The organism is Flavobacterium weaverense, assembly GCF_003688495.1.
GTDB classification, from domain to species: domain Bacteria; phylum Bacteroidota; class Bacteroidia; order Flavobacteriales; family Flavobacteriaceae; genus Flavobacterium; species Flavobacterium weaverense.
On record NZ_REFH01000007.1, the window covers coordinates 388,725 to 412,573 of the forward strand.

Annotated in this window: 18 protein-coding genes, 2 tRNA genes and 1 riboswitch; of the genes, 7 read left to right on the forward strand and 13 right to left on the reverse strand. The window is 33.6% G+C overall.

Features of this window, described 5'->3' with window-relative positions; all coding sequences use genetic code 11:
• Nucleotides 1–22 precede the first annotated feature (22 nt).
• The 4 genes from BC961_RS01755 to BC961_RS01770 form a co-directional block, all read right to left on the reverse strand.
• Complete coding sequence (locus tag BC961_RS01755) at nt 23–2,074, reverse strand: TonB-dependent receptor (RefSeq protein WP_121924131.1); 2,052 nt, start codon at nt 2,072–2,074, stop codon at nt 23–25.
• Between the two features lie 94 nt (nt 2,075–2,168).
• Nucleotides 2,169–2,396: riboswitch (cobalamin riboswitch) on the reverse strand.
• A 184-nt stretch (nt 2,397–2,580) separates the two neighbouring features.
• Nucleotides 2,581–3,276, reverse strand: a complete 696-nt coding sequence (locus BC961_RS01760; RefSeq protein ID WP_121924132.1) for a pseudouridine synthase — start codon at nt 3,274–3,276, stop codon at nt 2,581–2,583.
• 163 nt (nt 3,277–3,439) lie between these two features.
• A tRNA-Met gene (locus BC961_RS01765) sits at nt 3,440–3,512 on the reverse strand.
• A gap of 34 nt (nt 3,513–3,546) precedes the next feature.
• Nucleotides 3,547–3,619: transfer RNA gene (locus BC961_RS01770), tRNA-Met, on the reverse strand.
• A 116-nt stretch (nt 3,620–3,735) separates the two neighbouring features.
• Between BC961_RS01770 and era the strand changes: the two genes are divergently transcribed.
• The gene (gene era / locus BC961_RS01775) at nt 3,736–4,617 is read left to right on the forward strand and encodes a GTPase Era (protein WP_121924133.1); all 882 of its coding nucleotides are present in this window, start codon (nt 3,736–3,738) and stop codon (nt 4,615–4,617) included.
• Nucleotides 4,618–4,865: 248 nt separating this feature from the next.
• Here the strand turns inward: era and BC961_RS01780 are convergent, their stop codons facing one another.
• Nucleotides 4,866–5,363: a hypothetical protein gene (locus BC961_RS01780; RefSeq protein WP_121924134.1), complete on the reverse strand. Its 498-nt coding sequence runs from the start codon at nt 5,361–5,363 to the stop codon at nt 4,866–4,868.
• A 94-nt stretch (nt 5,364–5,457) separates the two neighbouring features.
• Between BC961_RS01780 and der the strand changes: the two genes are divergently transcribed.
• The gene (gene der, locus BC961_RS01785) at nt 5,458–6,768 is read left to right on the forward strand and encodes a ribosome biogenesis GTPase Der (RefSeq protein ID WP_121924135.1); all 1,311 of its coding nucleotides are present in this window, start codon (nt 5,458–5,460) and stop codon (nt 6,766–6,768) included.
• A 90-nt stretch (nt 6,769–6,858) separates the two neighbouring features.
• Nucleotides 6,859–9,645 (forward strand): outer membrane beta-barrel protein, encoded by a 2,787-nt coding sequence (locus tag BC961_RS01790; RefSeq protein ID WP_121924136.1) that lies wholly within the window; start codon nt 6,859–6,861, stop codon nt 9,643–9,645.
• Between the two features lie 89 nt (nt 9,646–9,734).
• Here the strand turns inward: BC961_RS01790 and BC961_RS01795 are convergent, their stop codons facing one another.
• The 7 genes from BC961_RS01795 to BC961_RS01830 form a co-directional block, all read right to left on the reverse strand.
• A complete protein-coding gene (locus BC961_RS01795; RefSeq protein ID WP_121924137.1) occupies nt 9,735–10,736 on the reverse strand; it encodes a hypothetical protein in 1,002 nt (333 codons plus the stop codon).
• A 172-nt stretch (nt 10,737–10,908) separates the two neighbouring features.
• Nucleotides 10,909–12,024, reverse strand: coding sequence for a formylglycine-generating enzyme family protein (locus BC961_RS01800; RefSeq protein ID WP_121924505.1), 1,116 nt, complete (start codon nt 12,022–12,024; stop codon nt 10,909–10,911).
• A gap of 656 nt (nt 12,025–12,680) precedes the next feature.
• The gene (locus BC961_RS01810) at nt 12,681–13,490 is read right to left on the reverse strand and encodes a TPM domain-containing protein (protein WP_121924506.1); all 810 of its coding nucleotides are present in this window, start codon (nt 13,488–13,490) and stop codon (nt 12,681–12,683) included.
• On the reverse strand, nt 13,490–13,927 hold the full coding sequence (locus BC961_RS01815) for a TPM domain-containing protein (RefSeq protein ID WP_121924139.1): 438 nt from the start codon (nt 13,925–13,927) through the stop codon (nt 13,490–13,492). Before BC961_RS01815 ends, BC961_RS01810 begins: the two co-directional genes overlap by 1 nt.
• A 94-nt stretch (nt 13,928–14,021) precedes the next feature.
• Nucleotides 14,022–14,609: a LemA family protein gene (locus BC961_RS01820; RefSeq protein ID WP_121924140.1), complete on the reverse strand. Its 588-nt coding sequence runs from the start codon at nt 14,607–14,609 to the stop codon at nt 14,022–14,024.
• A gap of 80 nt (nt 14,610–14,689) precedes the next feature.
• The gene (locus BC961_RS01825; RefSeq protein WP_121924141.1) at nt 14,690–15,022 is read right to left on the reverse strand and encodes a MerR family transcriptional regulator; all 333 of its coding nucleotides are present in this window, start codon (nt 15,020–15,022) and stop codon (nt 14,690–14,692) included.
• A gap of 52 nt (nt 15,023–15,074) precedes the next feature.
• On the reverse strand, nt 15,075–16,052 hold the full coding sequence (locus BC961_RS01830; protein ID WP_121924142.1) for a M23 family metallopeptidase: 978 nt from the start codon (nt 16,050–16,052) through the stop codon (nt 15,075–15,077).
• A gap of 319 nt (nt 16,053–16,371) precedes the next feature.
• On the opposite strand from BC961_RS01830, the gene alaS reads away from it, so the two are divergent.
• From alaS to BC961_RS01850, 4 genes are all read left to right on the forward strand, one after another.
• On the forward strand, nt 16,372–19,029 hold the full coding sequence (alaS, locus tag BC961_RS01835) for an alanine--tRNA ligase (protein ID WP_121924143.1): 2,658 nt from the start codon (nt 16,372–16,374) through the stop codon (nt 19,027–19,029).
• A gap of 241 nt (nt 19,030–19,270) precedes the next feature.
• The gene (locus tag BC961_RS01840) at nt 19,271–20,041 is read left to right on the forward strand and encodes a hypothetical protein (RefSeq protein ID WP_121924144.1); all 771 of its coding nucleotides are present in this window, start codon (nt 19,271–19,273) and stop codon (nt 20,039–20,041) included.
• A gap of 151 nt (nt 20,042–20,192) precedes the next feature.
• Complete coding sequence (locus BC961_RS01845; RefSeq protein WP_121924145.1) at nt 20,193–21,149, forward strand: GSCFA domain-containing protein; 957 nt, start codon at nt 20,193–20,195, stop codon at nt 21,147–21,149.
• A 2-nt stretch (nt 21,150–21,151) separates the two neighbouring features.
• On the forward strand, nt 21,152–21,772 hold the full coding sequence (locus tag BC961_RS01850; protein WP_121924146.1) for a DUF4230 domain-containing protein: 621 nt from the start codon (nt 21,152–21,154) through the stop codon (nt 21,770–21,772).
• 172 nt (nt 21,773–21,944) lie between these two features.
• Here BC961_RS01850 and BC961_RS01855 read toward each other — a convergent pair whose 3' ends face one another.
• Nucleotides 21,945–23,702 (reverse strand): aromatic amino acid hydroxylase, encoded by a 1,758-nt coding sequence (locus BC961_RS01855; RefSeq protein ID WP_121924147.1) that lies wholly within the window; start codon nt 23,700–23,702, stop codon nt 21,945–21,947.
• Nucleotides 23,703–23,849: the final 147 nt, after the last annotated feature.

Consider the following 23,849-nt stretch of genomic DNA (forward strand, 5'->3'; position numbering starts at 1 on the left):
AATTTTTTTTGATTTATAATTTTTAAAAATTAATAGCGATGTTTAAACGGTAGTTTCTTCCTGGCATCGGAAAATTTAATACTACATCATAATATTGATTTAATAAATTGTTTACTTCAACACCTATTTTCACGGACTTCTTTAAAATTGCGGCATCCCAAATGATAGCCATATCACTAGTGTACCAAGGTTGTATGTAGTTTATGGGAATGTTAGCTTTTTGACTGTAGCGCTCACCGGTATAAATAAAACTGTAATTCAATTGCCATTTTTTCCAGTTGATACCAGAAGTTAAAGTGCCACTATTTTCAGGCACGTAAGGAATCTGGTCTCCATAAGTAGTTCCTTTCGGAGTAATGTCAACTGCAATTTGGTAGGTATATGAAATTCCTAGATCTAAAGATATTTCTGCTGGAAGTTTTACAACCAAGTTAACACTGCTATCAAATCCTTTAATTTCAACCTCGCCTAAATTCATCATTGTCCATCTAAATAAGTTTGACGAAGGCATTGCGATAATTTTATCTTTTACTCGGTTATAGTATATATCTGCTTGGAAAGAAGCGGTTTGTAAAGTCTTTTTAGGTTCCAATAAAAAAGTTGTTCCAAAGTTGTATTGAGTCGTGAACTCTGGTTTCAATGAACTATTCCCAATGAAAGTATAGTATAAATCATTGAAAGTGGGCATTCTAAAAGATTCTTTGTAGAAAGCACGAAGTCTGAAATTTTTACTCTGCAATGGTTGATAAGAGGCTGCGATTACTGGGCAAAACACTTTCTGATTTTTTCCTCGTTGAAAATATTTAGCTTTTTCTTGAACGTAAGTTCCTAAAAGATTCGCTTGGATATCAAAACGATTCCAGTGCATCTCACTCGACAAAGCACCAAGATACGAGTAGCGAGTGGGGTAGGGGAAACGATATAAATTAGCATCTAAAGTGTTGATTGAAAAATCAGCTGCTAGAGATATTTTCCACCATCCATTAACCTTATATAAATTTACGATGGAAGCGTAAAATTCATTTTGATAATATTTGTTGTCTAAAGTGCCTTCTAATGTTTTGTAATCAGGATCAATATATCTGCTAAAGTCTTTACTGTATTTGACATTTGCTAGTAAATCAAATTGATCCGCGAACGATTTTTGGTACGATCCATGAATGAAAAAATTACTATCCCACTGCCTTTGAATGTGGTCGTAATTATTAGCTAAAATTGCGCCTGGCAAACCGCGCTCTGAATCATAAAAATAGGCTTTTAATGATGCTTTTGCAGTTTCGCTAATCTTAGAGTTGAATGATATTTCACTTCTAAATGCTGCGACATCTCCGTTTTGCCTAACTGCTGTTGTGTCATAACCCGCTTTTTTTTGGTACCTATATTTATAATGACCATCGGCTTTAGTCCATTCTATGCTTGTGGTAAAGGAAGTTTTCTCAGATATTTTTTGTTCAATAAGTAGGGAAGGATTGAATAGTCCAAAAGATCCTGTTTTTAATGCAGTTCGAATATTAGTATTTTTACCCCTCTTAAATTCAGGTGTTCTCGATCGAAGGTAGAGCGTGTTAGAAGCAAAAAAACCTCGTGCGGGTTGAAAGATGGAGGATTTTTGTCCATTGTATAATTCTATTGCTTCGATATTGGCAAGGGAGTATTTACCTAAATCGACTTGTCCGTTTTGAGCATTGCCTACCGTCATTCCGTCATAAAAAACTGCGGTATGAGCGCTTCCTAAACTGCGTACATTAATTGTTTTTAATCCCCCAATACCGCCGTAGTCCTTAAGTTGAACTCCTGAAAAATAGCGAATGGCGTCAGCAACTGAGAGGCTATTTAATTTTTCTAATTGTTTGCCTGAAAGTACTTGAACTGGCATTGGAGATTCAATTTTGAATTCCCTTTTACTAGAATACAGTAAGACCTCACGCAAATGAAGGGGTTTTAAAGAATCGAATTCTTTTTTTACTACAGGTTGGTTCACTTGTGCGCATGCAACATCTGAAAATAAGACGCATGCAAACAACAGTAACCCACCACGTAATAAACAGCGATAACTGAGTTTACATAAGTGCATAACAGAATTTCTATTTTATTAAAAAATAGTTTTACTTGAATAAATTAAAATCAAATATGATTTTTTGTGTTTGAAAGCTCTGGTCCACGAAAGCTTCAATTAATGTGCAGCGGCAGGTCTCCTGACTTATTCCCATTTTGAACCGCCTTCCCATTTGATTGTTAATTCAAACAGTGGCAAAAGTTAAGACTTCATATAAATTGAAATCTGTCAAAATGTTGCATGGAACTTACAGTAACGGGCTTGTCCAGGATTTACACCTGATTCCCTCTTAGTTAACTATACCGAAAAGTATAGGTAAACCATTGCGGTGGCAAAAGTAGATAAACTTTTCTTACTAATCAGCTTATTTTTGGTATTTAATAAATAATCATTGCTGGATTATGACTTTGTTTTTTGGGGAATATCTAAAGATGTGAAATAGATCGAAGAGCTTAATAAATTAAAAAAAGTCTCATTTCCCAAGATGCATGCAGGATTGAAATAACTATCTAAAAAATATTATCCTAACTATATTTACTCAAATCTAAATGTAGAATAGCACCAATTTGGCTAAACTCTTCATTAATCTTTGCATTCAGGACTATCTGTTCATTTCTTACAGGATGATTAAAAATTAACTGATGGGCGTGAAGCATCATTCCTTTTAACTCATAATTCTCTAACCACAATTTATTTTGTTTATTACAACCATGCGGCCGACTTCCTAAAATAGGATGAAAAATATGTTTAAAATGTTTTCTCAATTGGTGCATACGGCCAGTTTCGGGAATTGCTTCTACTAAGCAATAGCGTGAGGTTGGTTTATTGTTAAATTCTAATGCAATTTCTGAAATTTGTAAACGATAAAAGTAGGTCACTGCATTTTGTGTGATGTCATCATCATTAGTTAAATCATAATCAATGGTTAGTTCTTCAGGTGACCAACCGCGTAAAATTGCTAAGTATTTTTTTTCTACTTCGCGTGTGGCAAAACGATCATTCATGATTTTTAAAATCTCTTTATCTAAAGCAAATAACAAGACGCCAGATGTTTTGCGGTCTAACCGATGAATAGGATAAACGTATTGTCCTATTTGATTTCGCAATTCTTGAATAGCATAGACTTTGGCATCGCGTGCATAAAATGATTTATGAACTAGTAATCCACTTGGTTTATTGATGGCTATAATATATTCGTCTTGATAAAGAATTTCTAACATTTGGCAAAAGTAACTTAAATTAAAAAAAGCCTCACATTTCTGTGAAGCTTTTCTACTAGTTCATTGTAGCGAGGACTCGAACCTGTGTGCGCCGTGGCGGATATGAGCCTTTCTTGATTTTTTTAAATGAAAAAAGCTTCACATTTCTGTGAAGCTTTTCTAGTAGCGGGAACAGGACTCGAACCTGTGACCTTCGGGTTATGAGCCCGACGAGCTGCCTACTGCTCTATCCCGCGATGTGCGTTTGTAATCTCAATAAGGCTACCTTAGTAGCGGGAACAGGACTCGAACCTGTGACCTTCGGGTTATGAGCCCGACGAGCTGCCTACTGCTCTATCCCGCGATTTGTGAGTGCAAATGTACAACTAAATTTAAGAAACCCAAACATAAATTTAATAAAATGTTTTATTTTATCTATTGACTTGATATAACTACCTTTGCAAAATAAATAAATTGAAAATGTCACATAAAGCAGGTTTTGTAAATATCATAGGGAATCCAAACGTTGGAAAGTCCACTTTAATGAATGCTTTCGTAGGTGAAAGGTTGTCCATAATTACCTCTAAAGCGCAAACGACTCGTCATAGAATTCTTGGAATTGTAAATGGCGAAGATTTTCAATTGATTTTATCTGATACTCCTGGAATCATCAAACCTGCTTACGAAATGCAAGCATCGATGATGAATTTTGTTAAATCTGCTTTTGAAGATGCTGATATCCTGATCTATATGGTCGAAATTGGTGAGCAAGATTTGAAAGATGAAGCTTTTTTTAATAAAATCATTCACGCTACAATTCCTGTGTTGTTACTATTAAATAAAATAGATAATTCTAATCAAGAACAATTAGAAGAACAAGTTGCTTTCTGGACTGCTAAAGTTCCGAATGCTGAAATTTTTCCAATATCGGCGTTGCAAAACTTTAATGTTCCTGAAGTTTTTGGAAGAATAATTGAATTGTTACCAGAATCTCCAGCGTATTATCCAAAAGATCAATTGACTGATAAGCCAGAAAGATTTTTTGTAAATGAAACGATTCGTGAGAAAATATTGTTGAATTACAGCAAAGAAATTCCTTATGCTGTCGAAATTGTTACGGAGGAATTTTTTGAAGATGAAAATATTATCAGAATTCGTTCTTTGATTATGGTTGAGAGAGACACTCAAAAAGGAATTATAATAGGTCATAAAGGAGCCGCTTTGAAAAAAGTAGGAACAGAAGCTCGTGCTGATTTAGAAAAATTCTTTGGAAAACAAATACATATTGAACTATATGTAAAGGTTAATAAGAATTGGAGAAGCAACGTTAATATGTTGAAGCGATTTGGTTATAACCAGTAAAATAGTTGCCAGTTTTTTAGTGTTCAGTTAGAATAAAAACTAACTACAAAATATATTGAAATCAGTATTAGAGTTTTTCTCTGATATTGATTTTTTTTTTAGCCCAGATCAAAATGGAAACCCCACAGTGAATAAAGCGTATTGTTGCTGTGGTTGTAGAGCGACCGTAGAAAGCTCCTGCAAGTGCATTGCAACAAAGGCTTTATGAACGAGGAGTTGAAATGGAGAGCCGGATTAGCTTCTAATAATTATGACTCAATAATTTCTAAAAATACTTTTTCAAGCTCATGCGTTTGATCGTTTCCGTTACTTCTTATTTGCTTTGCAATGAAATAAAGTAGAAACCAAGATATTACCATAAGTGCAAGTACGACTAAATCGAAGGTATAGCTTTTATTTAAAACTGAATTGGAGTAGGCGATACCGCTAAAAATTAAAAAAATACCTGCAATTATAAAGTGTAGAAACATGAAGAAGGTCCATAAAGTGGCATCTGGTCCAAAGAGTCCTCTAATATGTGTTTCGTTTTCGCTTTTGGCTTCTAACTCTAAATGTAAATGTGGAGAGTAGTACTTTTTTTTATCTCCTTTTATGTTAATCCAAATATGAGTTCCTCTAGTTTTTATAAAGTAATCTTGCGGATTTGACTTTGCATAATCTGCGAATTTCTGACTTAAAACAGTTGTGTTTATCATTACGTCCTTATAAAAGCGTAATCGCAGTCGCAGTTCATTATTGGCATCCATATTAGTATAGTTAGTTAGGTTGCGCTAATATATCAAAAAAATTGATAGTCAATATATTTAACACTACCTTTGCAAAATATTTGAATAAATACTTATGAATAACATTGTTGCGATAGTAGGAAGACCTAATGTGGGGAAATCAACCCTTTTCAATAGGCTGATACAAAGAAGAGAAGCTATTGTAGATTCAGTTTCTGGAGTTACCAGAGATAGAAACTACGGTAAAAGCGAGTGGAACGGAAAAGAGTTTTCTGTAATTGACACTGGAGGTTATGTGCGTGGTTCTGATGATATTTTTGAAGGCGAAATCCGTAAGCAAGTAGAACTTGCAATTGATGAAGCTGACGTTATTATATTTGTAGTTGATGTTGAGGAAGGGATTACTCCAATGGATGATGCTGTTGCAAAACTGCTTCGTAAAGTAACAAAACCGGTTTTACTTGCGGTAAATAAGGTGGATAACGCAATGCGTGAAAAAGATGCAGTAGAGTTTTATAACCTTGGTTTAGGAGAATATTACACTTTTGCTAGTATTTCAGGAAGTGGAACAGGAGATTTATTAGATGCATTAATTGATGCTTTTCCAATAAAACCAGAGCCAACTCAAGAAGAAGTGGTGTTACCGCGTTTTGCTGTTGTAGGTCGACCTAACGCTGGAAAATCTAGTTTTATTAATTCCTTGATAGGTAAAGATAGATATATTGTTACTGATATTGCAGGTACAACTCGTGATTCTATTGATACTAAATTTGACCGTTTTGGTTTCGAATTTAACTTAGTGGATACTGCGGGAATCCGTCGTAAAGCTAAAGTGAAGGAAGATTTAGAATTTTATTCGGTGATGCGTTCTGTTCGTGCTATTGAACATGCTGATATTTGTATCTTGATTATTGATGCTACTCGTGGATTTGAAGGCCAAGATCAAAGTATTTTTTGGTTGGCTGAAAAGAATAGAAAAGGAGTTGTAATCTTAGTAAACAAATGGGATTTAGTTGAAAAGGAAACTATGTCTACTCGTGATTATGAGGATAAAATTAGAGAAGAATTAATGCCGTTTACAGATGTGCCTATTCTTTTTGTTTCTGCTTTAACAAAACAACGTTTATTAAAAGCACTTGAAGCGACCGTTAAAGTTTATGAAAATAGACAACAACGTATTGCAACTTCAAAATTTAATGAATTTATGTTGAAGGTTATTGAAGCATATCCACCGCCTGCAACTAAGGGAAAATATGTGAAAATTAAGTATTGTATGCAGTTGCCAACGCCAACTCCTCAGTTTGTGTTTTTTGCTAACATGCCTCAGTACGTTAAGGAGCCTTATAAACGCTATCTTGAAAATAAAATTAGAGAGAACTGGGACTTTTCAGGAGTACCAATTGACATCTATATTAGAGAAAAATAAAATGTTAAAGTTGACGTAAGGAATTACGATGTCTTAAAAAAAATAACTTAATTCGCTGCTAGTTTGTAATAACTAACAGCGAATTTTTTTATGGAAAAAAAGTACTTACTTATTCTGTCGTTCTTTTTATGTATTTCAGCATTTGCGCAGAGCAATATTAGTCTAAAAGGTAAAGTATTAGATAAAAATACCCAAGTCCCAATTGAAGCAGCAACTGTTTTCTTGACTTCAGTAAAAGATTCAACTGTAATAGACTACACAATATCAGATAAAAATGGTTTCTTTAGAATTGACACGAAGTCAATTACAAAACCTTTCTTTCTAAAAATTTCTTATATGGGTTATCAAACTTTCAAGAAAGAAATTCAAAGCATTGCTGAAAGTAAAGATTTTGGAATACTACAATTACTTGAAAATCCTAACAACTTGAACGAAGTTGTAGTGAAAAGTGAAGCACCACCTATTCGAATTAAAAAAGATACTTTAGAATTCAGCGCTTCTTCATTTAAAGTTCGCCCCGACTCAAATGTTGAGACTTTATTAAAGCAACTACCTGGAGTAGAGGTAGGAACTGACGGGAAAATCACCGTAAATGGAAAAGAAGTGAATCAAGTACTTGTCAATGGTAAACCGTTTTTTGATAAGGATGGAAAAATAGCATTACAGAGTCTACCTTCGGATATTATAAATAAAGTCCAAATTACGGATACAAAAACTAAAAAAGAAGAGTTAAATAAGCAAGCTTCAACCTCTAATAATGCGAGTATAAATTTAACTATTGACGAAAAGAAAAATAAAGGCTTATTTGGTAAATTCATGGGTGGCTTCGGTTCAGACGATCGATATGAAAGCAGTGCCTTAATTAATTATTTTCAAAATAAGCGTAAAATAAGCGTTCTAGCTTCGTCCAATAATATCAACTCCACTGGTTTCTCTATGGATGAGATTTTTGACAATATGGGCGGAGGAAGAAATAGTTCTATGTCTTATAACTCTGACGGCGGATCGTTTACTATTAATGGGAATCGATTTGGTAGTGGAAAAGGGATCACTCGTTCTAATATGTTAGGAGTTAATTATGCGGATGAATTAGTAAAGGATTTAGAATCAAGCGGAAGTTATTTTTTCTCTAGTTCGAATGCTGATAATGTCAATAGGACAAAGATGATTACATTTTTACCTACTGGTGCTATTAATAGAGAGTCTGAAGCAACTACTAACGGAGAAAACTTTGGACATAATTTAAGTTTTCAACTAGAATACAAAATAGATTCTACTGCTTCGATATTTGTTGGTCCAAAATTTACAAAGTCAAATTCGACTTATAACACTAACTCTTTCGAGAAATCGATGAATGATAGCGGCCAACTTGTAAATGAAAGCACCGCTCAAGTATTTGATGATAGTGATAGAGGAAGTTTTAGTAACTCAATAAATTTCAATAAGAGATTTAAGCGAAAAGGACGTTTTTTAAGTTTATCATTCGATAATGAGAATTCTAAAGAGACAGTTAGTTCTTTAAATAAAACAAACACTGTTTTTTATCAAGGTTCGAATGCTCCTATAATTAGAGATCAAATAAGAAAAAATAGAAATTTAGTAGACAAATACTCTGCTGAGGTTGAATACTCTGAGCCAGTTACAGATTCTTTAAATATTACTTTCGGTCTTAATTACAACAGTGAACTCAAATCAGACGATAGAAATACGTACGACTTTGATTTAGGATCTCAGTCCTATTCTATAGCGAATGCTGAGCTGACAAATTATATGACATCTGATAAAAAAACCTTTCGACCTCAAACAGGATTTTCATTAGATAATAAAAAATTAAACTTTAGTGCTACCGTAGGACCATCAATCGTGCAATTTGCAAACAATTCGTTCTATTTAGGAACGCCAACAAATTTAACTAAAGATTACGTACTGCCTTATGCAACTGCAAGGTTAAGCTATCGATTAAATAAATCAAAATCGATCTATTTAAATTATAGCTATGATTATGATTTTCCAAACGCCAATCAAGTTTTGCCAGTGGAAGATTTATCTAATCCTTTAAGCACTGTTATAGGAAATGTAGATTTAAAACCAAGTAGTAATCAGTGGGGGTATTTTAGTTTTCGCAATTATGATTATGCAACCCGCTCGGGTTATTCTGTTTATTTTGGAGGGAATTTGTATGGTGATCAAGTGGTGTCAGCTGTAACTTATGACAGCAGTATTAAAAATAGTACAACCTTTGAAAATGTTTCTGGAACGTACTCCTCTTGGTTTGGGTCGTCTTGGAATAAAACAATAAAAAGAGAAGCTCATAATTTTAAATACGGCTTAGGTTTTAGCGCTAATTATGGATTGTCTAAAGGCTTTATAAATGATGAAATGTTTGAAGCTAAAACGCTGCGATTGAATCCAAAAGCTAATTTCACTTACGAATATGGCGAACTGCTAACAATAAACCCGACATATAACTTTACGTATAACGATTCGAAATATAAAAATTATAAAACTGATGGTGCATCAAGTTTTATTCACCGTTTTAATATTCAAACTACGAATTATTGGCCTAAAAACTGGGTTTTTGGAAACGATTTTGGTTATACTTATAATTCTAACATTGCTGATGGTTTTAAGAAGGACTTCTATTTGTGGAATACTAGTTTAGCGTATAGCTTTTTTGACAAAAAAATGACTGCTAAAGTTAAGGTTTATGATATTTTAAATCAAAATCAGAGCGCAACAAGAACCATATCGCCAACAAACATTCGCGACGAAGAAAATACAGTACTTAAAAGATATGTTATGTTTTCACTGACTTATAAGCTTAACAAATTTGGAGGAAAAGAAAAACCATCTGGAAATAGAATGATTTTTCATTAATAATGGTATTTTCTAACAGTATACTAAAATTATAGAAAATAAAAAGTCCTGATATACTCAGGACTTTTTTTTGCTATAATTTTTTGTAATTATTTACAATTGATCTTAATTTTAATAGAATAATTAGGATCTATTGGCTCATTAGTTTGTGCTAAACGTTGAGAGCCTGTGTTTGCTGGACAGGCAATATCATTAGTAGCGTCGTAAATTATTTTTTGACCGGATGCTATTAATTCTTTAGGGACATAAATTTGAACAGTCGTTTTCGAATATCCTGAAGGGAAATAACGAATGTAATATCCATCTGGGTGTAGCGTCCAAATACCACTAGGAAAATCCGTTCTTGCTGGAGCCATACCAGCTAATATTGCGTACTTCTCCATGTCAGCAAAAGTATAATTTCCTGAGGCAACGAGTTGACGTATTTTATTTTCTGCCTCAAGGATATTTTGTATACCACTAGGAATTTTAGATTTTGCTTTGTTCATTAAGCTTGCTGGTAAAACTCCTAGCATGCCGCCTTCCAATTGAGTCAATTCAAGAGTGCTTAATAATGCAATTGCAGTAAATTTCACTTTACCGCTATAATCTGCAAATCGTGTTCTTGCAATGATTGTCCATAATAACATTTGAATATCATTCTGACTAATTTCAGGATGGTTTTCTGCATTTTTTAGAATTGTAGTTACTATTTCTTTTTTTTGGCCTAATGTTGGAGCATACATATAACCGTCTCCTTTAGAAGGCTGAAAAGTTCCAGCTTGTAGACAATAACTTTTATTTGTCATTTCGTAAAAACCATCACATAGAATAAAACCTCCCGTGCTAGCTTTCGGCAGCAAATATAGAGGCTGTAGGTTTTTTAAAACAAATTGATCAGGAAATTTAGAGCCTAACTTATTTACATCATCAAAGGAAGTTGTTATTGCTGCTGGCTTTTTAAGCACTTCATCTAAGCCAAGTTTTTTAGCTCCGAGTGACGCTCCTACTTCTAATGCTTTTTCTTTCCAACCGCTAAACTGTGAATAAACACTAGTGCTTAAAGACATTGATAATAGAATAAAGACCGCGCTAAAATATAAGTTTTTCATTTGGAGTAGTTAAATTACTACACAAATGTAATTGTAAATTTTATAATAACAGTAGCCATTGTATTATTAAATACTTAAATTATAGCAACTAAATATTATTTTAAATCAATATTTAGTTGCTATAATTTTATTTTAAAGATAAAAACATAATATTAAAAGTCAAGTTTTAAGTTTATTTGATATCCGCCACACATCTAAAACCTGTATGGTTTAAACCAGTGTCTGGTGATGACTTCATTTTTGAGGTAACGCGATACCCTTTACAATACGAAGCGTTGCAAAGGAATGAACCTCCTCTAACGACTCTCTTCGGAATGGTGGGTTCCATTGGGTCAAAACTTGTCGTAGGCCCTTGCGGATTGCTGGTTAGTTTACCTTGCATATCTTTATAATAATCCGGTTTATAAAAATCACTGCACCATTCCCATACATTCCCTGCCATATCATATAACCCATATTTATTTGCAGCAAAAGATTTTACTGGCGCCGCACCAATAAATTTATCTTGATTGGTATTCAAATATGGAAATTTACCTTGCCAAATATTTGCTTTCGGTTTTCCCTTTTCAGGATCTTCATTTCCCCACGAATATTTTTGATCGACTAATCCACCTCTGCAAGCAAATTCCCATTCAGCTTCCGTCGGTAATCTTTTTCCGGCCCACTTTGCATAAGCATTTGCATCGTCCCATGATACATGAACTACGGGATAGTTTTCTCTTCCTTTTATAGTGCTATTAGGTCCTTCTGGATGTTTCCAACTCGCATCAGTTGTCCATTTCCACCATTTTGAGGCATCATTTAAATCTACGGCTGAGTTAGTTGGTGTAAATACCAAAGAAGCGGCTACTAACACGCTTTCATCGGGGCGAGGAGTGTTAGGTGGTAGCTGTTTTTTTATTTCCTCCCAATCTGGTTTTATTTCAGCAGTAGTCACATAGCCAGTAGCCTCTACAAATTTCTTGAATTGGGCATTTGTGACTTCAGTTGCGTCCATCCAAAAACCGTTTAATTTTATTTTGTGCTGTGGATATTCATCTTGCCTGCCTTCATCGTCAGAAGCACCCATCAAAAATTCGCCTTCAGGTATTTGAACCATACCTTCATACGATATTTCTTTTGAAATTATTGTTGAATCATCTGCACTGGCAGTAGCATAACGGGAAGGTAAGGATGAGGCACAGCTCATGGTTTCATCACTGCTTACAGCGTTATTATTCGCCTCTTTTTTACCACATCCTTGAAGTGATAGTAAAACCAATCCAAAAATAATTATGTTGCGATTCATTTCTAGTTTTTTGTTGAACATATCTCAATCTATGATTATTTATTGATCAATAGCCATGTTAACAAAAATAGGTAATCAAGAGTACTTAAGCCATATATTTTTCGAAATTATATTGCCAATTTATTTTCTAAATTTCTTAATTAACGTGTAGAACTTAGATTCTACTAGTGATACTATTTAATTAAGAGTATACCTGATTTAATATAATTTTATTTAAAGTGTATTAAATCTTAAAAAATGAAATTCTATTCATTTAAAGTATTTCTTGGATGGTCTTCGTACCAATTTTTAAAAGTTTTTGTGGTTGAATAATTATCTGTTAGAACCGTATAAACCATATAAAGGACCAACAGTTGTCCAACGATGAAAAGTATGATTGCCGTTGATATCGCCAAATTAGTTTGGCATAAGCCAGCGAATACGAGAACAAATACAGTAGTGAACCACACGAGTATAATAGCGAAATTTTTCATAATTTTTCTATTAAAGGTACTTCAGGTTTATGTAAATTTTAGTTAATTCACTCACAATCAATACTTAATTTTAATCTTCAAACAAAATTTAAATTAAGATTGAAGAAAGTATTCAGTTCTTACAAAACAAAAAAGCTGCAAATTTGCAGCTTTTTATATATTATTTTGATTAGAAAATTACAATTACCAACCTCCGCTAGATCCACCGCCAGAGAAACCTCCGCCGCCAAATCCTCCGCCAAATCCACCGCCGCCTCCGCCAAAACCGCCTCCCGAAGAGCCACCAAAGCCTCCTCCACCGTTTCTGCCAAGACTGCTTAAAATTATTACGTCTAGAAGGCTAGTGCCTCCTCCGCTATTTCCTGAATTTCCGCCACCGCCACCTTTATTTCTAGAAACAAGAACTAAGATTACGATGATAATAATTATAAAAGGCAGAATTGGGAAGTCACTATCTTGTTGTTTCTTTTTTCGCTCGCCTTTATATTTACCTTTGAATACATCGATTATCGCATCGGAACCTTTATCAAGTCCATTGTAAAAACTTCCTGCTCTAAATTCTGGAAGAATAATATTTCTGATTATTTCACCGCCTATACCTGCAGTCAATCGATCTTCTAATCCATAACCAGGATTAATTGCGATTTTCTTTTCGGCTTTAGCCAATAAAATAACGACACCATTATCATCTTTTTCAGTTCCGCCAATTCCCCAAGTTTGTCCCCATCGTGTAGCAACCTGGCTAACATCTTCACCTTTTAAACTTTCAATAGTAATAACTACTATTTGAGTTGTAGTAGAATCAGAATATCTAATAAGTTTTTCTTCTAACTGCGCTTTTTCAGATGCGCTTAAAACATTAGCATAGTCATAAACAGAAGTTTGAAAACTAGGTTTTTCTGGAATTGTAAATTGCGCAAAGCTTAGTTGTGTAATTAATAAACAAACAAATAACTTTAATAGTAGTTGAGCACTCTTTTTATGTCGTAGCATCATCCTTTTGATATTTCATTTGATAATTCGTTAACATCTCCATCTAAATGAGGGAAATAATGCTGTAATTGTTCACCTGCGTTAACTATTCCCGCAATAAGACCTTGTTTGAAATCTCCATTTTTAAAATGAGAAACTATCGCATCACGAGTTGAATTCCAAAAGTCATCTTTAACAACATTGTTAATTCCTTCATCTCCGCATATTACAAAATTCCGATCTTTTACAGCTACGTAGATCAAAACTCCATTTTTAAGTTCAGTTTGATCCATTTTAAGTTGTTGAAAAACCTCCAGTGCACGATCATAAGCGTCTAAAGAAGTTGTTTTTTCTATATGTACTCTAATCTCGCCAGATGTATTTTGTTCAGCCATACAAATCGCTGCAACAATTTCTTGTTCTTCCTCGCTAGTTAAAAAATCTTCTACTTTTGACATTGTAAATATTTTTGAATGAAGATTAGCGATTTCTGATTTCAGAATTAATTGTTCTGTTGTCAAAAATCGCTAATAAAATATGTGTTAATTCGTATTAGAATTGTACTTCTACTGGCTTATCAGCACCTTCAACAGCATTGAAATAAGCTTTCTCTTTGAATCCGAACATTCCGGCAAATAAACTATTTGGGAAAGTTTTTATATGAGAATTATAAGGTTTAACTGATTCATTAAAGCGAGTTCTTGCTGTCAATATTTGATTCTCAGTACTAGCTAACTCATCTTGTAATTTCAAGAAATTAGCATTTGCTTTTAAATCAGGATACTGCTCTACAGTTACTAATAAGCGCGATAATGAGCTGCTCACTCCGCTTTGTGCTTTATTGAACTCTGCTAATTGTTCTGGTGTAATATTAGCCGGATCAATCGTTACTTGCGTTGCTTTAGCTCTTGCTTCAATTACAGCTGTCAAAGTACCTTTTTCAAATTCAGCAGCTCCTTTTACAGTATTTACTAAATTTCCAATAAGGTCATTTCTTCTTTGGTAAGCAGTTTGAACGTCACCCCAAGATTGTTCTACGGTTTGGTTTAGCACTACCGCTGTGTTGTTAATTCCTTTAACCCAGCTGTAAATTCCAAAAATTACTACTGCTCCAATAATCCAAGGCAAAAATCTTTTCATGTTTGTTTAATTTTAAGTTTAGTGTTTATTTATTGTGTTTAAAATCTGAAATCCAAAATCACTTTTCAGCAACTTGAAGTCTAAAGTTCGTTTTTAATATTAGTTAATTGTGTTCGTATTGTTTCTAACTTGCGAATAATCTCAAATTTGTCAAGTGTTTTCTTTTGGCCTTCTTTTAAATGCGTTTTTGCACCTTCAAGCGTAAAACCTCTTTCTTTTACCAAATGATAAATTAATTGCAAATTAGTAATGTCCTCAGGAGTAAACATTCTATTTCCCTTCGCATTCTTTTTTGGTTTTAGAATATCAAATTCATTATCCCAAAATCGAATCAACGATGCATTAACGTTGAAAGCTTTTGCTACTTCGCCTATGCTGTAATATCTTTTATCTTTTGAAAGTTCTATGTGCATGCTTAATACTTTATAAATTTAGATTTATTACAACAATAATATTCTAAAATTGTTAATCGAGCGACTGATTTTCCTGATTTGCTAAATGCGCAATGGCAACATATTCCACCGCCGATATATTTCCGTAATAAAAATTTAGTGGATTCACCACTTTTTGATCCTTATGAACTTCATAATGTAAATGAGGAGCTTCTGATCTTCCTGTGCTTCCCACATATCCTATTACGTCTCCACGACTCACTTTTTGACCGGCTTTAGCATTGTACTTACTTAAATGCGCATACAAAGTTTCGTAACCAAATCCATGCCGAATTACAATGTGATTTCCGTAACCTGAAGCAGAATTATCCGCTCTTGCAATTACTCCATCTCCTGTTGCATAGACTGGACTACCAGTCTTTGCTGTAAAATCCATGCCTTCATGCATTTTTTTTACTTTTGTAAAAGGATCTGTTCTATATCCAAAACCAGAAGCTAACTGTTTTAAATTTTCATTTCGTACCGGTTGAATGGCAGGAATGGCAGATAAAAAATCACTTTTTGCTGCCGCTAATTTCAAAATGTCATCAAGAGATTTTGATTGTATCACTAATTCTTTACTCAGCACATCGATTCGTTTTGTGGTGTTCATCACCAACTGCGAATTGTCATAGCCTTCTAGTTTTTTATATCTATTCAATCCAGGCAATCCCACTTTTCGTATCGAATCTGGAATCGCAGCTTTGTTGAAATAAGCGCGATATAAATTATTATCTCGTTCTTCAATCGCGTCGATAACGCCATTTGCCTGATCCATTTTTTTATTTAAAATAGCGTAATTCAATTTCAAATTTTCAATTTCTCTTGCTTGTAATCTATCTTTTGGCGTTTCAAAGTACGGTGTATTCAATAAAACGACAAAACTAAGTAACCCAAACAGCGCCGCAGCTAACAAAAACAGCATAATAACACCAAATTTTTTACTTTTTCGTGTTTTTATTTTTCGGTAGGCTAGATTTTCAGAATCGTAATAATATTTTACTTTCGACATATTTTAAAATACCCTATTTTTGCACACTGTAAAAAGGTTAGACGAACAAATTTAATAAATGTTTCATTCGAATATGCCTTTTTTCTAGAATAATAATATTAATGTGCCTTATCCAGCTATCCGTTGCAAGTTCTTGTATTGAAATCTTTTTTCTAATCAACTAGCAGCAGCTTCCTCCGGTCGCTCTGCTATCTCAAGAAAAATTAAATTTCAAAACTGCAAAGCTTTCCACTACTATCTGGGGCAAAACAAATTTGATAATTGAAGAACTTTTACATTTTCTAAATTATCATATTGACTAATTTTCTAATTAATAAACATGAAATCACAAGAAGTACGTAAACAATTTCTAGACTTTTTTGCATCAAAAGGACACTTAATTGTTGCGTCAGCACCTATAGTTCTTAAAGATGATCCAACGCTGATGTTCAACAATTCAGGAATGGCGCAATTTAAAGAATACTTCTTAGGTAACGCCACGCCAAAAAGTAATAGAATTGCCGATACACAAAAATGTCTTCGTGTTTCAGGAAAACATAATGATTTAGAGGATGTTGGTTTTGATACGTATCACCATACAATGTTTGAAATGCTAGGTAATTGGTCATTTGGTGATTATTTCAAAAAAGAGGCTATCACTTGGGCTTGGGAACTTTTAACGGAAGTTTATAAAATTCCAAAAGAAAATCTTTACGTTTCTGTTTTTGAAGGAAGTGCTGAGGAAAATGTTCCTTTTGATCAAGAAGCATGGGACATCTGGAAGGAATTAATTTCTGAAGACCGAATCATTCTTGGAAATAAAAAAGATAATTTCTGGGAAATGGGTGATCAAGGACCATGCGGACCATGTTCTGAGATTCACGTCGATTTACGTACGGCTGAAGAAAAAGCAGCAGTTTCAGGGAAAAGTTTAGTGAACAATGATCACCCACAAGTGGTTGAGATTTGGAACAATGTATTTATGGAATTCAACCGCAAGGCAGATGGTTCTTTAGAGAAACTACCAGCTAAACACGTTGACACTGGAATGGGATTTGAACGTTTATGCATGGCATTACAAGGCGTAACTTCTAATTATGATACAGATGTTTTTACACCGCTTATTGAAAAAGTAAGCCAAATTACCGGAGCAAAATATACTTCAAATGAAGTTGCAAACGTTTCAGAACCTCAAGATAAAACAAATATTGCTATTCGTGTAATTGTAGATCACGTTCGTGCAGTAGCATTTGCAATTGCTGACGGGCAATTACCATCTAATACTGGCGCTGGCTATGTAATACGTAGAATATTGCGTCGTGCAATTCGGTACGGCTTTACTTTCTTAGATATAAAAGAACCTTTTATCAATCAATTAGTTGCTGTTCTAGCGAACCAAATGGGAGAGTTTTTCCCAGAAATTAAACTACAAGAAACTTTTGTAACTAATGTAATTCGTGAAGAAGAAGCATCTTTCTTAAGAACATTAGATCAAGGATTACAGTTATTAGACAAAGTTATTGCCGATACTAAAGAAGCCCTTCCTTCGGAGGGGTTGGGGAGGATTTCAGGAGCTAAAGCATTTGAATTGTATGATACTTTTGGATTTCCAAAAGATTTGACAGCCTTGATTCTAAAAGAAAAAGGAATGTCTTTTAGTGATGCTGAGTTTGATAATTCTATGCAGGCTCAAAAAGCGCGTTCGCGTGCTGCCTCAGAGGTTTCTACTGAAGATTGGTCTGTTTTAATTCCTGGAAATGTAGAAACATTTGTTGGTTACGACCAAACAGAGAATGAGGTTAAAATCACTAGAATACGGAAAGTAGATAGTAAAAAAGATGGCGTTTTATACCAAATCGTACTAAACAATACTCCGTTTTATCCAGAAGGTGGAGGGCAAGTAGGAGATAAAGGAACATTAGTTTCAGCTAATGAATCTATTGAAATCATCGATACAAAAAAGGAAAACAACTTAATATTACATTTTACAAAACAACTTCCAGAGAATTTAGAAGCTAATTTCGTAGCAAAAGCGAATACAAATTTAAGAACCTTGACTTCAAGAAATCACTCGGCTACGCATTTGATGCATCAAGCTTTGAGAAGTATTTTAGGAACGCATGTTGAGCAAAAGGGTTCATTAGTAAATCCTAATTATTTACGTTTTGACTTTTCGCATTTTGCTAAAATGACGGAAACAGAATTAAAAGAGGTAGAAGATTTTGTAAATGCTAGAATCCAAGAGCAATTACCACTTATTGAAAGAAGAAATATTCCTTTTGCACAAGCAGTGGAGGAAGGTGCTATGGCTCTCTTTGGGGAGAAATATGGTGATCATGTTCGCGCAATTAAATTTGGTGAAAGCATGGAATTATGTGGAGGCATTCACGTTAAAAACACTGCTGAAATTTGGCACTTTAAAATTGTTTCTGAAGGAGCAGTTGCTGCTGGAATTCGTCGTATTGAAGCGATCACTAGCGATGCTGTAAAAGATTCCTATTCAGCACAAGAAAAAACTTTGAGCGAGGTCAAAATTGCTTTAAAGAATCCTCAAGATATCTTGAAGGCAGTTCATTCGATGCAAGAAGAAAACATTAAGCTATCTAAGCAAATTGAAGCCTTGATGAAAGATAAAGTCAAAGCGTTAAAAGAAACTTTGAAAAATGAAATTCAAGAAATTAATGGAGTTCAATTTCTAGCAAAGCAAGTAGAATTAAATCCAGAAGGTGCTAAAGATTTAGCTTATGAACTAGGCGCGTTGGGTACTAACTTGTTCCTTGTTTTGGCTACAGCCGATGAAGATAAACCGATGTTAACGTGTTATGTTTCTAAAGAATTAGTTGGAGATAAAAGTCTAAACGCAGGGCAAGTAGTTCGCGAATTAGGTAAATTTATTCAAGGTGGTGGCGGTGGACAACCTTTCTTTGCAACAGCAGGAGGGAAGAATGTTAGTGGGATTCCAGCAGCATTAGAAAAAGCAGTAGAATTTATTAAATAAACAATATGTAATTTTCAAATTGTAAACCTTTTAGATGCTATTTCTAAAGGGGTTTTTTGATTTTAGTAGGATTGTAGACTAATATTTTTTTGAATAGCTTTAAAATACTGCTTTATAAACAGTCGTTTAACCGAAATATGGGGAGTATAGCGATATATATTGCACTAATAATTTTAAATATTTAGTTTTGCACTCGCGTTGAGAAATAATGTAACAGTTATAGCGCATCTATTTATAATTTATGAAAAAAATAAAATCAATATATATAGTTTTATCAATCTGCATCTTTGCTTTTTATTCGTGCTCTACTGATGCGGATGACAATTTGCGATTATTAAAAAAGACGATTTCTACTTCTAAAAATGGTGAAGTTATTACAAAACAGTTTTCTTATAATGGTACTGAGATAGAAAGCACTGATGATAACGCTTCTCATGTTGATTTTACATATACCGATGGCTTAATTTCAAAAAAGGTAACTTTGAATAAAGTGACAAATGTTTCTGAAACTCTTGAATATACTTACGATGCGGGGAAATTAGTATCTGCTACATCTTTAAAAAAATATCTTATAAATTATACTCATAATGCTGACAGAACAGTTTCTTACGAGAAATTAACAGTTAGCTCAGATGATAAATTGGTAAAAGAATATCACGGAATTTTATATTTTCAAAATGAAAATTTAGTAAAAGATGAAAGAGTTTTAGACGATACTGCAGAGGGAACTGTTTCAAAGTATACTTTAGAATTTGAATTTGACTCTAAGAATAATCCGTTCTTCCAAATAAAAGGATTTAATAAATTGCTAGATAACAGTCAATTAATTTCAGAAAGTAATTGTTTAGTAATCACGGAAGCTTCAAGTTTAGCAAAGGGCGATAAGATTATATCTTCGGCTAAGTTTCATCAAAGCAACTTTATTTACGACTCCAGTAATTATCCAAAAGAACAAATTTCACAAACTTCTATTTTTAATACGTCGTTTGTCAAAATCGACTATTTCTATTAATTGATATTTTTAATAACATCACAATGCGACCCTTTCAATATGTAAATAGTGAAAGGGTTTTTTAATATGCTATTTTAAGATTGTATGAATATAAACTTTAAAGAGGTTTATTCCGGTAAAATTATTCAAATTTGTAGTAAAGAATAAAGCAATGGAATTTAGAACGCAAATATCTATTCAAAAGAGCAATCAACCAATAGACTATGACTCAAAAATTGTTTCAATAGGTTCCTGTTTCGCTGTGAATATGGCGGCGAAATTAAACTATTTTAAATTTCAAAATAGTTGTAATCCTTTCGGAATTCTATTTCATCCATTAGCGATTGAGAAGTTTATCGCTTTTGCGATTTCGGGAAAGATATTTTCTGAAATAGATATTTTTTTTCACAATGAACTTTGGCATTGTTTTGATGCGCATTCTGATCTAAGCCAGCCCAACAAACAAGAATTGTTACACTCTTTGAATACAATTTGCAAAGAAGTTAAAATGCAGTTAGAAGAAGCTTCCCATATTATTATCACATACGGTACGTCCTGGGTTTATAGCAATTTAGAAAGTAATACAGTAGTAGCAAATTGTCATAAAGTTCCGCAAAAACAGTTTGAGAAATTAATTTTATCAGCTGAAATTATTGAAAAATCTATCATTAATACGATTAGCTTGATTCAAAAAGTGAATCCAAAATGCAATCTTATTTTTACGGTGTCACCTGTGCGTCATATAAAAGACGGATTTATTGAAAATCAGTGGAGTAAATCAAATTTGTTTAGTGCAATTCACCAGGTTTTACACAACGAAAATTTTAATGAGAACAGTCGATATTTTCCTTCCTACGAAATCATGATGGATGAACTCCGCGATTATCGATTTTATGCGCAAGATATGCTGCATCCTAATGAGGTAGCGATTGATTATATTTGGTCACAGTTTAAAAAAAGTGCAATTTCAGAGACCATTTATGACACTATGGATGATGTAGAAAATATTCAGAAAGGCTTGTTACACAGATCTTTTAATCCAGACTCAGAAAGTCATTTGAAATTCTTAACTAAACTAAGAGAAAAAATCACTAAATTAGAGACACAATACTCATTCATGAAATTTTAATTATGTTAAAAAGAATACTGATACTAGTAGGAATAATTGCGGCGATATTTTTACTATTCAAATATTGCGACTTTAAAAAAGAGGATGATGCTACCACAATTGATAGTGCAGGATTAATACAACAACAGATTTTAAATGTAGGTAAGCTGATTGTTACTGAAGGGCATTTCTCTGAAGTGATTACGTATAAAAATCAGCAAAAGTATTTATTGAATATGCTTTCTTTTGAAAAGAAAGCTTTAGTTGTTGTCAATGCAGATGTCACTGTTGCTTACGACTTACGAAAAGTGAAATATGATATTGATGAACAGAACAAAATAATTACGATTGTTTTTATACCAAAAGAAGAGATAAAAATAAATCCTGATATTAAATTTTTTGATGTAGAGCAAAGCAAGTTAAATCCTTTTACGGGTGAAGATTACAATAAAATAAATAAATCAGTAAAAGCGAATTTAGCTAAAAAGATGGAAACTTCTACACTAAAAACTAACGCTGAGAATAGATTAATAAGTGAATTATCTAAACTACTTATTACAACGAGTCAGTTAGGTTGGACGCTGAAATATGATGGTAAAGTGATTGAGAATGAAAAGGAATTTGGAAAGCAATTAAAGCTGTAATCTATTAATTTTATTTAAATATTATTGAAGCGATTTACAGAACGTTTATTGAGCTACTGTAATTCAAAAATAAAAGTGTTTTATTTATTCTATAAAATAAAACCGCAGATTGAAGGATTGTTTAAAATCTGTGAATCTGCGGTTTGTTTTATTTAAGCTAATATTCTATAGATTAATGTGTAACAGCTTTAAAAATTAAATCCATCCCACCGTTGATTAAATGTGCTATTTCTGGTCTTCTTTGCATTAAGTTTTCTAGATAATTTACGACTTCTTCTAATAGTTGCGGTTCATTTCTATCATTTAATAATTCTGCAATTTCAACTGACAATAGCCAATCTTTAGGATGATTATCTTTTAATTTTTTGAAAACAGGAACTAATGAAGATGTCGTGTCTTTCGATTCACGAATCATTCTCACTGTTTGATATAAAACTTCTAAATCATCACGTTCTGCACTTTGTTGTGCCTTGATAGTTTTGCTTGAGGGAACGTGCGAAATCAAATCAAAACTATTTGCATCACCTGGGCCAGAAAAAGCCGAAATTACTTTTTTACCTACAGCCATATCATAAATTCCCCATTCTGGTTGAAATAAAATTGTTTCACCATGTGTAATGGTACAATTTTTAAAACTGATTAAAATAATTTCTCCATGTAGATTTCTAGAACCTGTGATGATCTCACCTTTAACCGTTATATCTCCGTCAAACTCTAAGGTTACAGTTTTGTTTTCTGTTATTGAGTAAGCGCTCAAATCTCTTGGACTCATATCTTCAATCGCAAGATTAATTCCTTTTAGCTTCCCTATAGGACTTCCAAAACCGTCTACATGTTTAATCGTTCCATGACCAACTAATTCTTTCTCTCTGTAAGACAAGGCTGTTTTGCCTGTGGTTTGAATGTAAACCGGCTTTCCCTGAGATTCGATAACATTGGTAAAAACTCCTGAGATTTGAATTCCGGTACTTAATTCAATTGTTCCTAAAGCACTTGACTGTATCAATTTATTGATTCCTGATAAACCTCCAGTGCGCAAAGCCATTTTATTAGCAAATTCCTCTAGAATTAAACTTAAAAAAGCAAAATCTGGGGTTACATATAGTTGAGGTTGCAATTGCGTAATGTCAAAACTCTGATTTGCTGCCGAGATATCGTATGGAATTTTCCTTACTTTTTCTGTCATGCAGTGTGCGCTTTCTCCAATAGAAGATAGTAAACCAGCTCCATAAATTTTTGGATTATCAACGGTACCAATTAAACCGTATTCAACAGTCCACCAATGCAAGTTTCTAATTTGTGCCATTTCAGACAACTCGCCCATATTATTTTGTAAATCTTCAACCGCTTTTTCAGCAGCGTCAATATCACTTTGAGACGTACCTTCAGCTTCTTTCAAAATAGAAAGCAAACGGATTGCTTCATACATTTCGTAATCCTTATGTGAAGAAATGGCTTTACATCCTATTTCGCCAAAACGACGCAAGTATTCTGCATATTCTGGATTAGCAATTATTGGCGCGTGACCTGCACCTTCATGAATAATATCTGGAGCAGGAGTGTATTCTATATGTTCGAGCTGACGAATATCTGATGCAATAACCAGTACGTTATATGCTTGAAATTCCATAAAAGCATTAGGCGGAATAAATCCATCGACAGCAACTGCAGCCCAACCTATTTCTGTAAGAATACGGTTCATTCCATACATACTAGGAATATTGTCGACTTCAATTCCTGTTTTCTTAAGGCCTTCGAGGTATGAATTGTGCGCTACTTTTGATAAATAATTCACATTTTTACGCATCACATATCTCCACACTGCTTGGTTTATTGGTGTGTAATCATTGTAATCTTGTGGCTTGATAAATTGCTGTAAATGCTTTGGCAATCGGTCTAATAATGGATTACTTTCTATAATTGAGTTCATATCGAAAACGTTGTAGTATTTAGCAAAAGTACAACTTTAAGGAGCTATTTCCAGCTATGCGCTACAAGATTTTACAAAAAAAGATATTTTTGTAAGCCCTAAAAAGAGCTTCCTAAGGTCGCTTTTTTACGTCAACAAAAAATTTCT

Coding starts and splice junctions, on each gene's coding strand:
- BC961_RS01755 (WP_121924131.1), bottom strand. CDS start 2,074: ATGCACTTATGTAAACTCAGTTATCGCTGTTTATTACGTGGTGGGTTA.
- BC961_RS01760 (WP_121924132.1), bottom strand. CDS start 3,276: ATGTTAGAAATTCTTTATCAAGACGAATATATTATAGCCATCAATAAA.
- era (WP_121924133.1), top strand. CDS start 3,736: ATGTCACATAAAGCAGGTTTTGTAAATATCATAGGGAATCCAAACGTT.
- BC961_RS01780 (WP_121924134.1), bottom strand. CDS start 5,363: ATGGATGCCAATAATGAACTGCGACTGCGATTACGCTTTTATAAGGAC.
- der (WP_121924135.1), top strand. CDS start 5,458: ATGAATAACATTGTTGCGATAGTAGGAAGACCTAATGTGGGGAAATCA.
- BC961_RS01790 (WP_121924136.1), top strand. CDS start 6,859: ATGGAAAAAAAGTACTTACTTATTCTGTCGTTCTTTTTATGTATTTCA.
- BC961_RS01795 (WP_121924137.1), bottom strand. CDS start 10,736: ATGAAAAACTTATATTTTAGCGCGGTCTTTATTCTATTATCAATGTCT.
- BC961_RS01800 (WP_121924505.1), bottom strand. CDS start 12,024: ATGAATCGCAACATAATTATTTTTGGATTGGTTTTACTATCACTTCAA.
- BC961_RS01810 (WP_121924506.1), bottom strand. CDS start 13,490: ATGCTACGACATAAAAAGAGTGCTCAACTACTATTAAAGTTATTTGTT.
- BC961_RS01815 (WP_121924139.1), bottom strand. CDS start 13,927: ATGTCAAAAGTAGAAGATTTTTTAACTAGCGAGGAAGAACAAGAAATT.
- BC961_RS01820 (WP_121924140.1), bottom strand. CDS start 14,609: ATGAAAAGATTTTTGCCTTGGATTATTGGAGCAGTAGTAATTTTTGGA.
- BC961_RS01825 (WP_121924141.1), bottom strand. CDS start 15,022: ATGCACATAGAACTTTCAAAAGATAAAAGATATTACAGCATAGGCGAA.
- BC961_RS01830 (WP_121924142.1), bottom strand. CDS start 16,052: ATGTCGAAAGTAAAATATTATTACGATTCTGAAAATCTAGCCTACCGA.
- alaS (WP_121924143.1), top strand. CDS start 16,372: ATGAAATCACAAGAAGTACGTAAACAATTTCTAGACTTTTTTGCATCA.
- BC961_RS01840 (WP_121924144.1), top strand. CDS start 19,271: ATGAAAAAAATAAAATCAATATATATAGTTTTATCAATCTGCATCTTT.
- BC961_RS01845 (WP_121924145.1), top strand. CDS start 20,193: ATGGAATTTAGAACGCAAATATCTATTCAAAAGAGCAATCAACCAATA.
- BC961_RS01850 (WP_121924146.1), top strand. CDS start 21,152: ATGTTAAAAAGAATACTGATACTAGTAGGAATAATTGCGGCGATATTT.
- BC961_RS01855 (WP_121924147.1), bottom strand. CDS start 23,702: ATGAACTCAATTATAGAAAGTAATCCATTATTAGACCGATTGCCAAAG.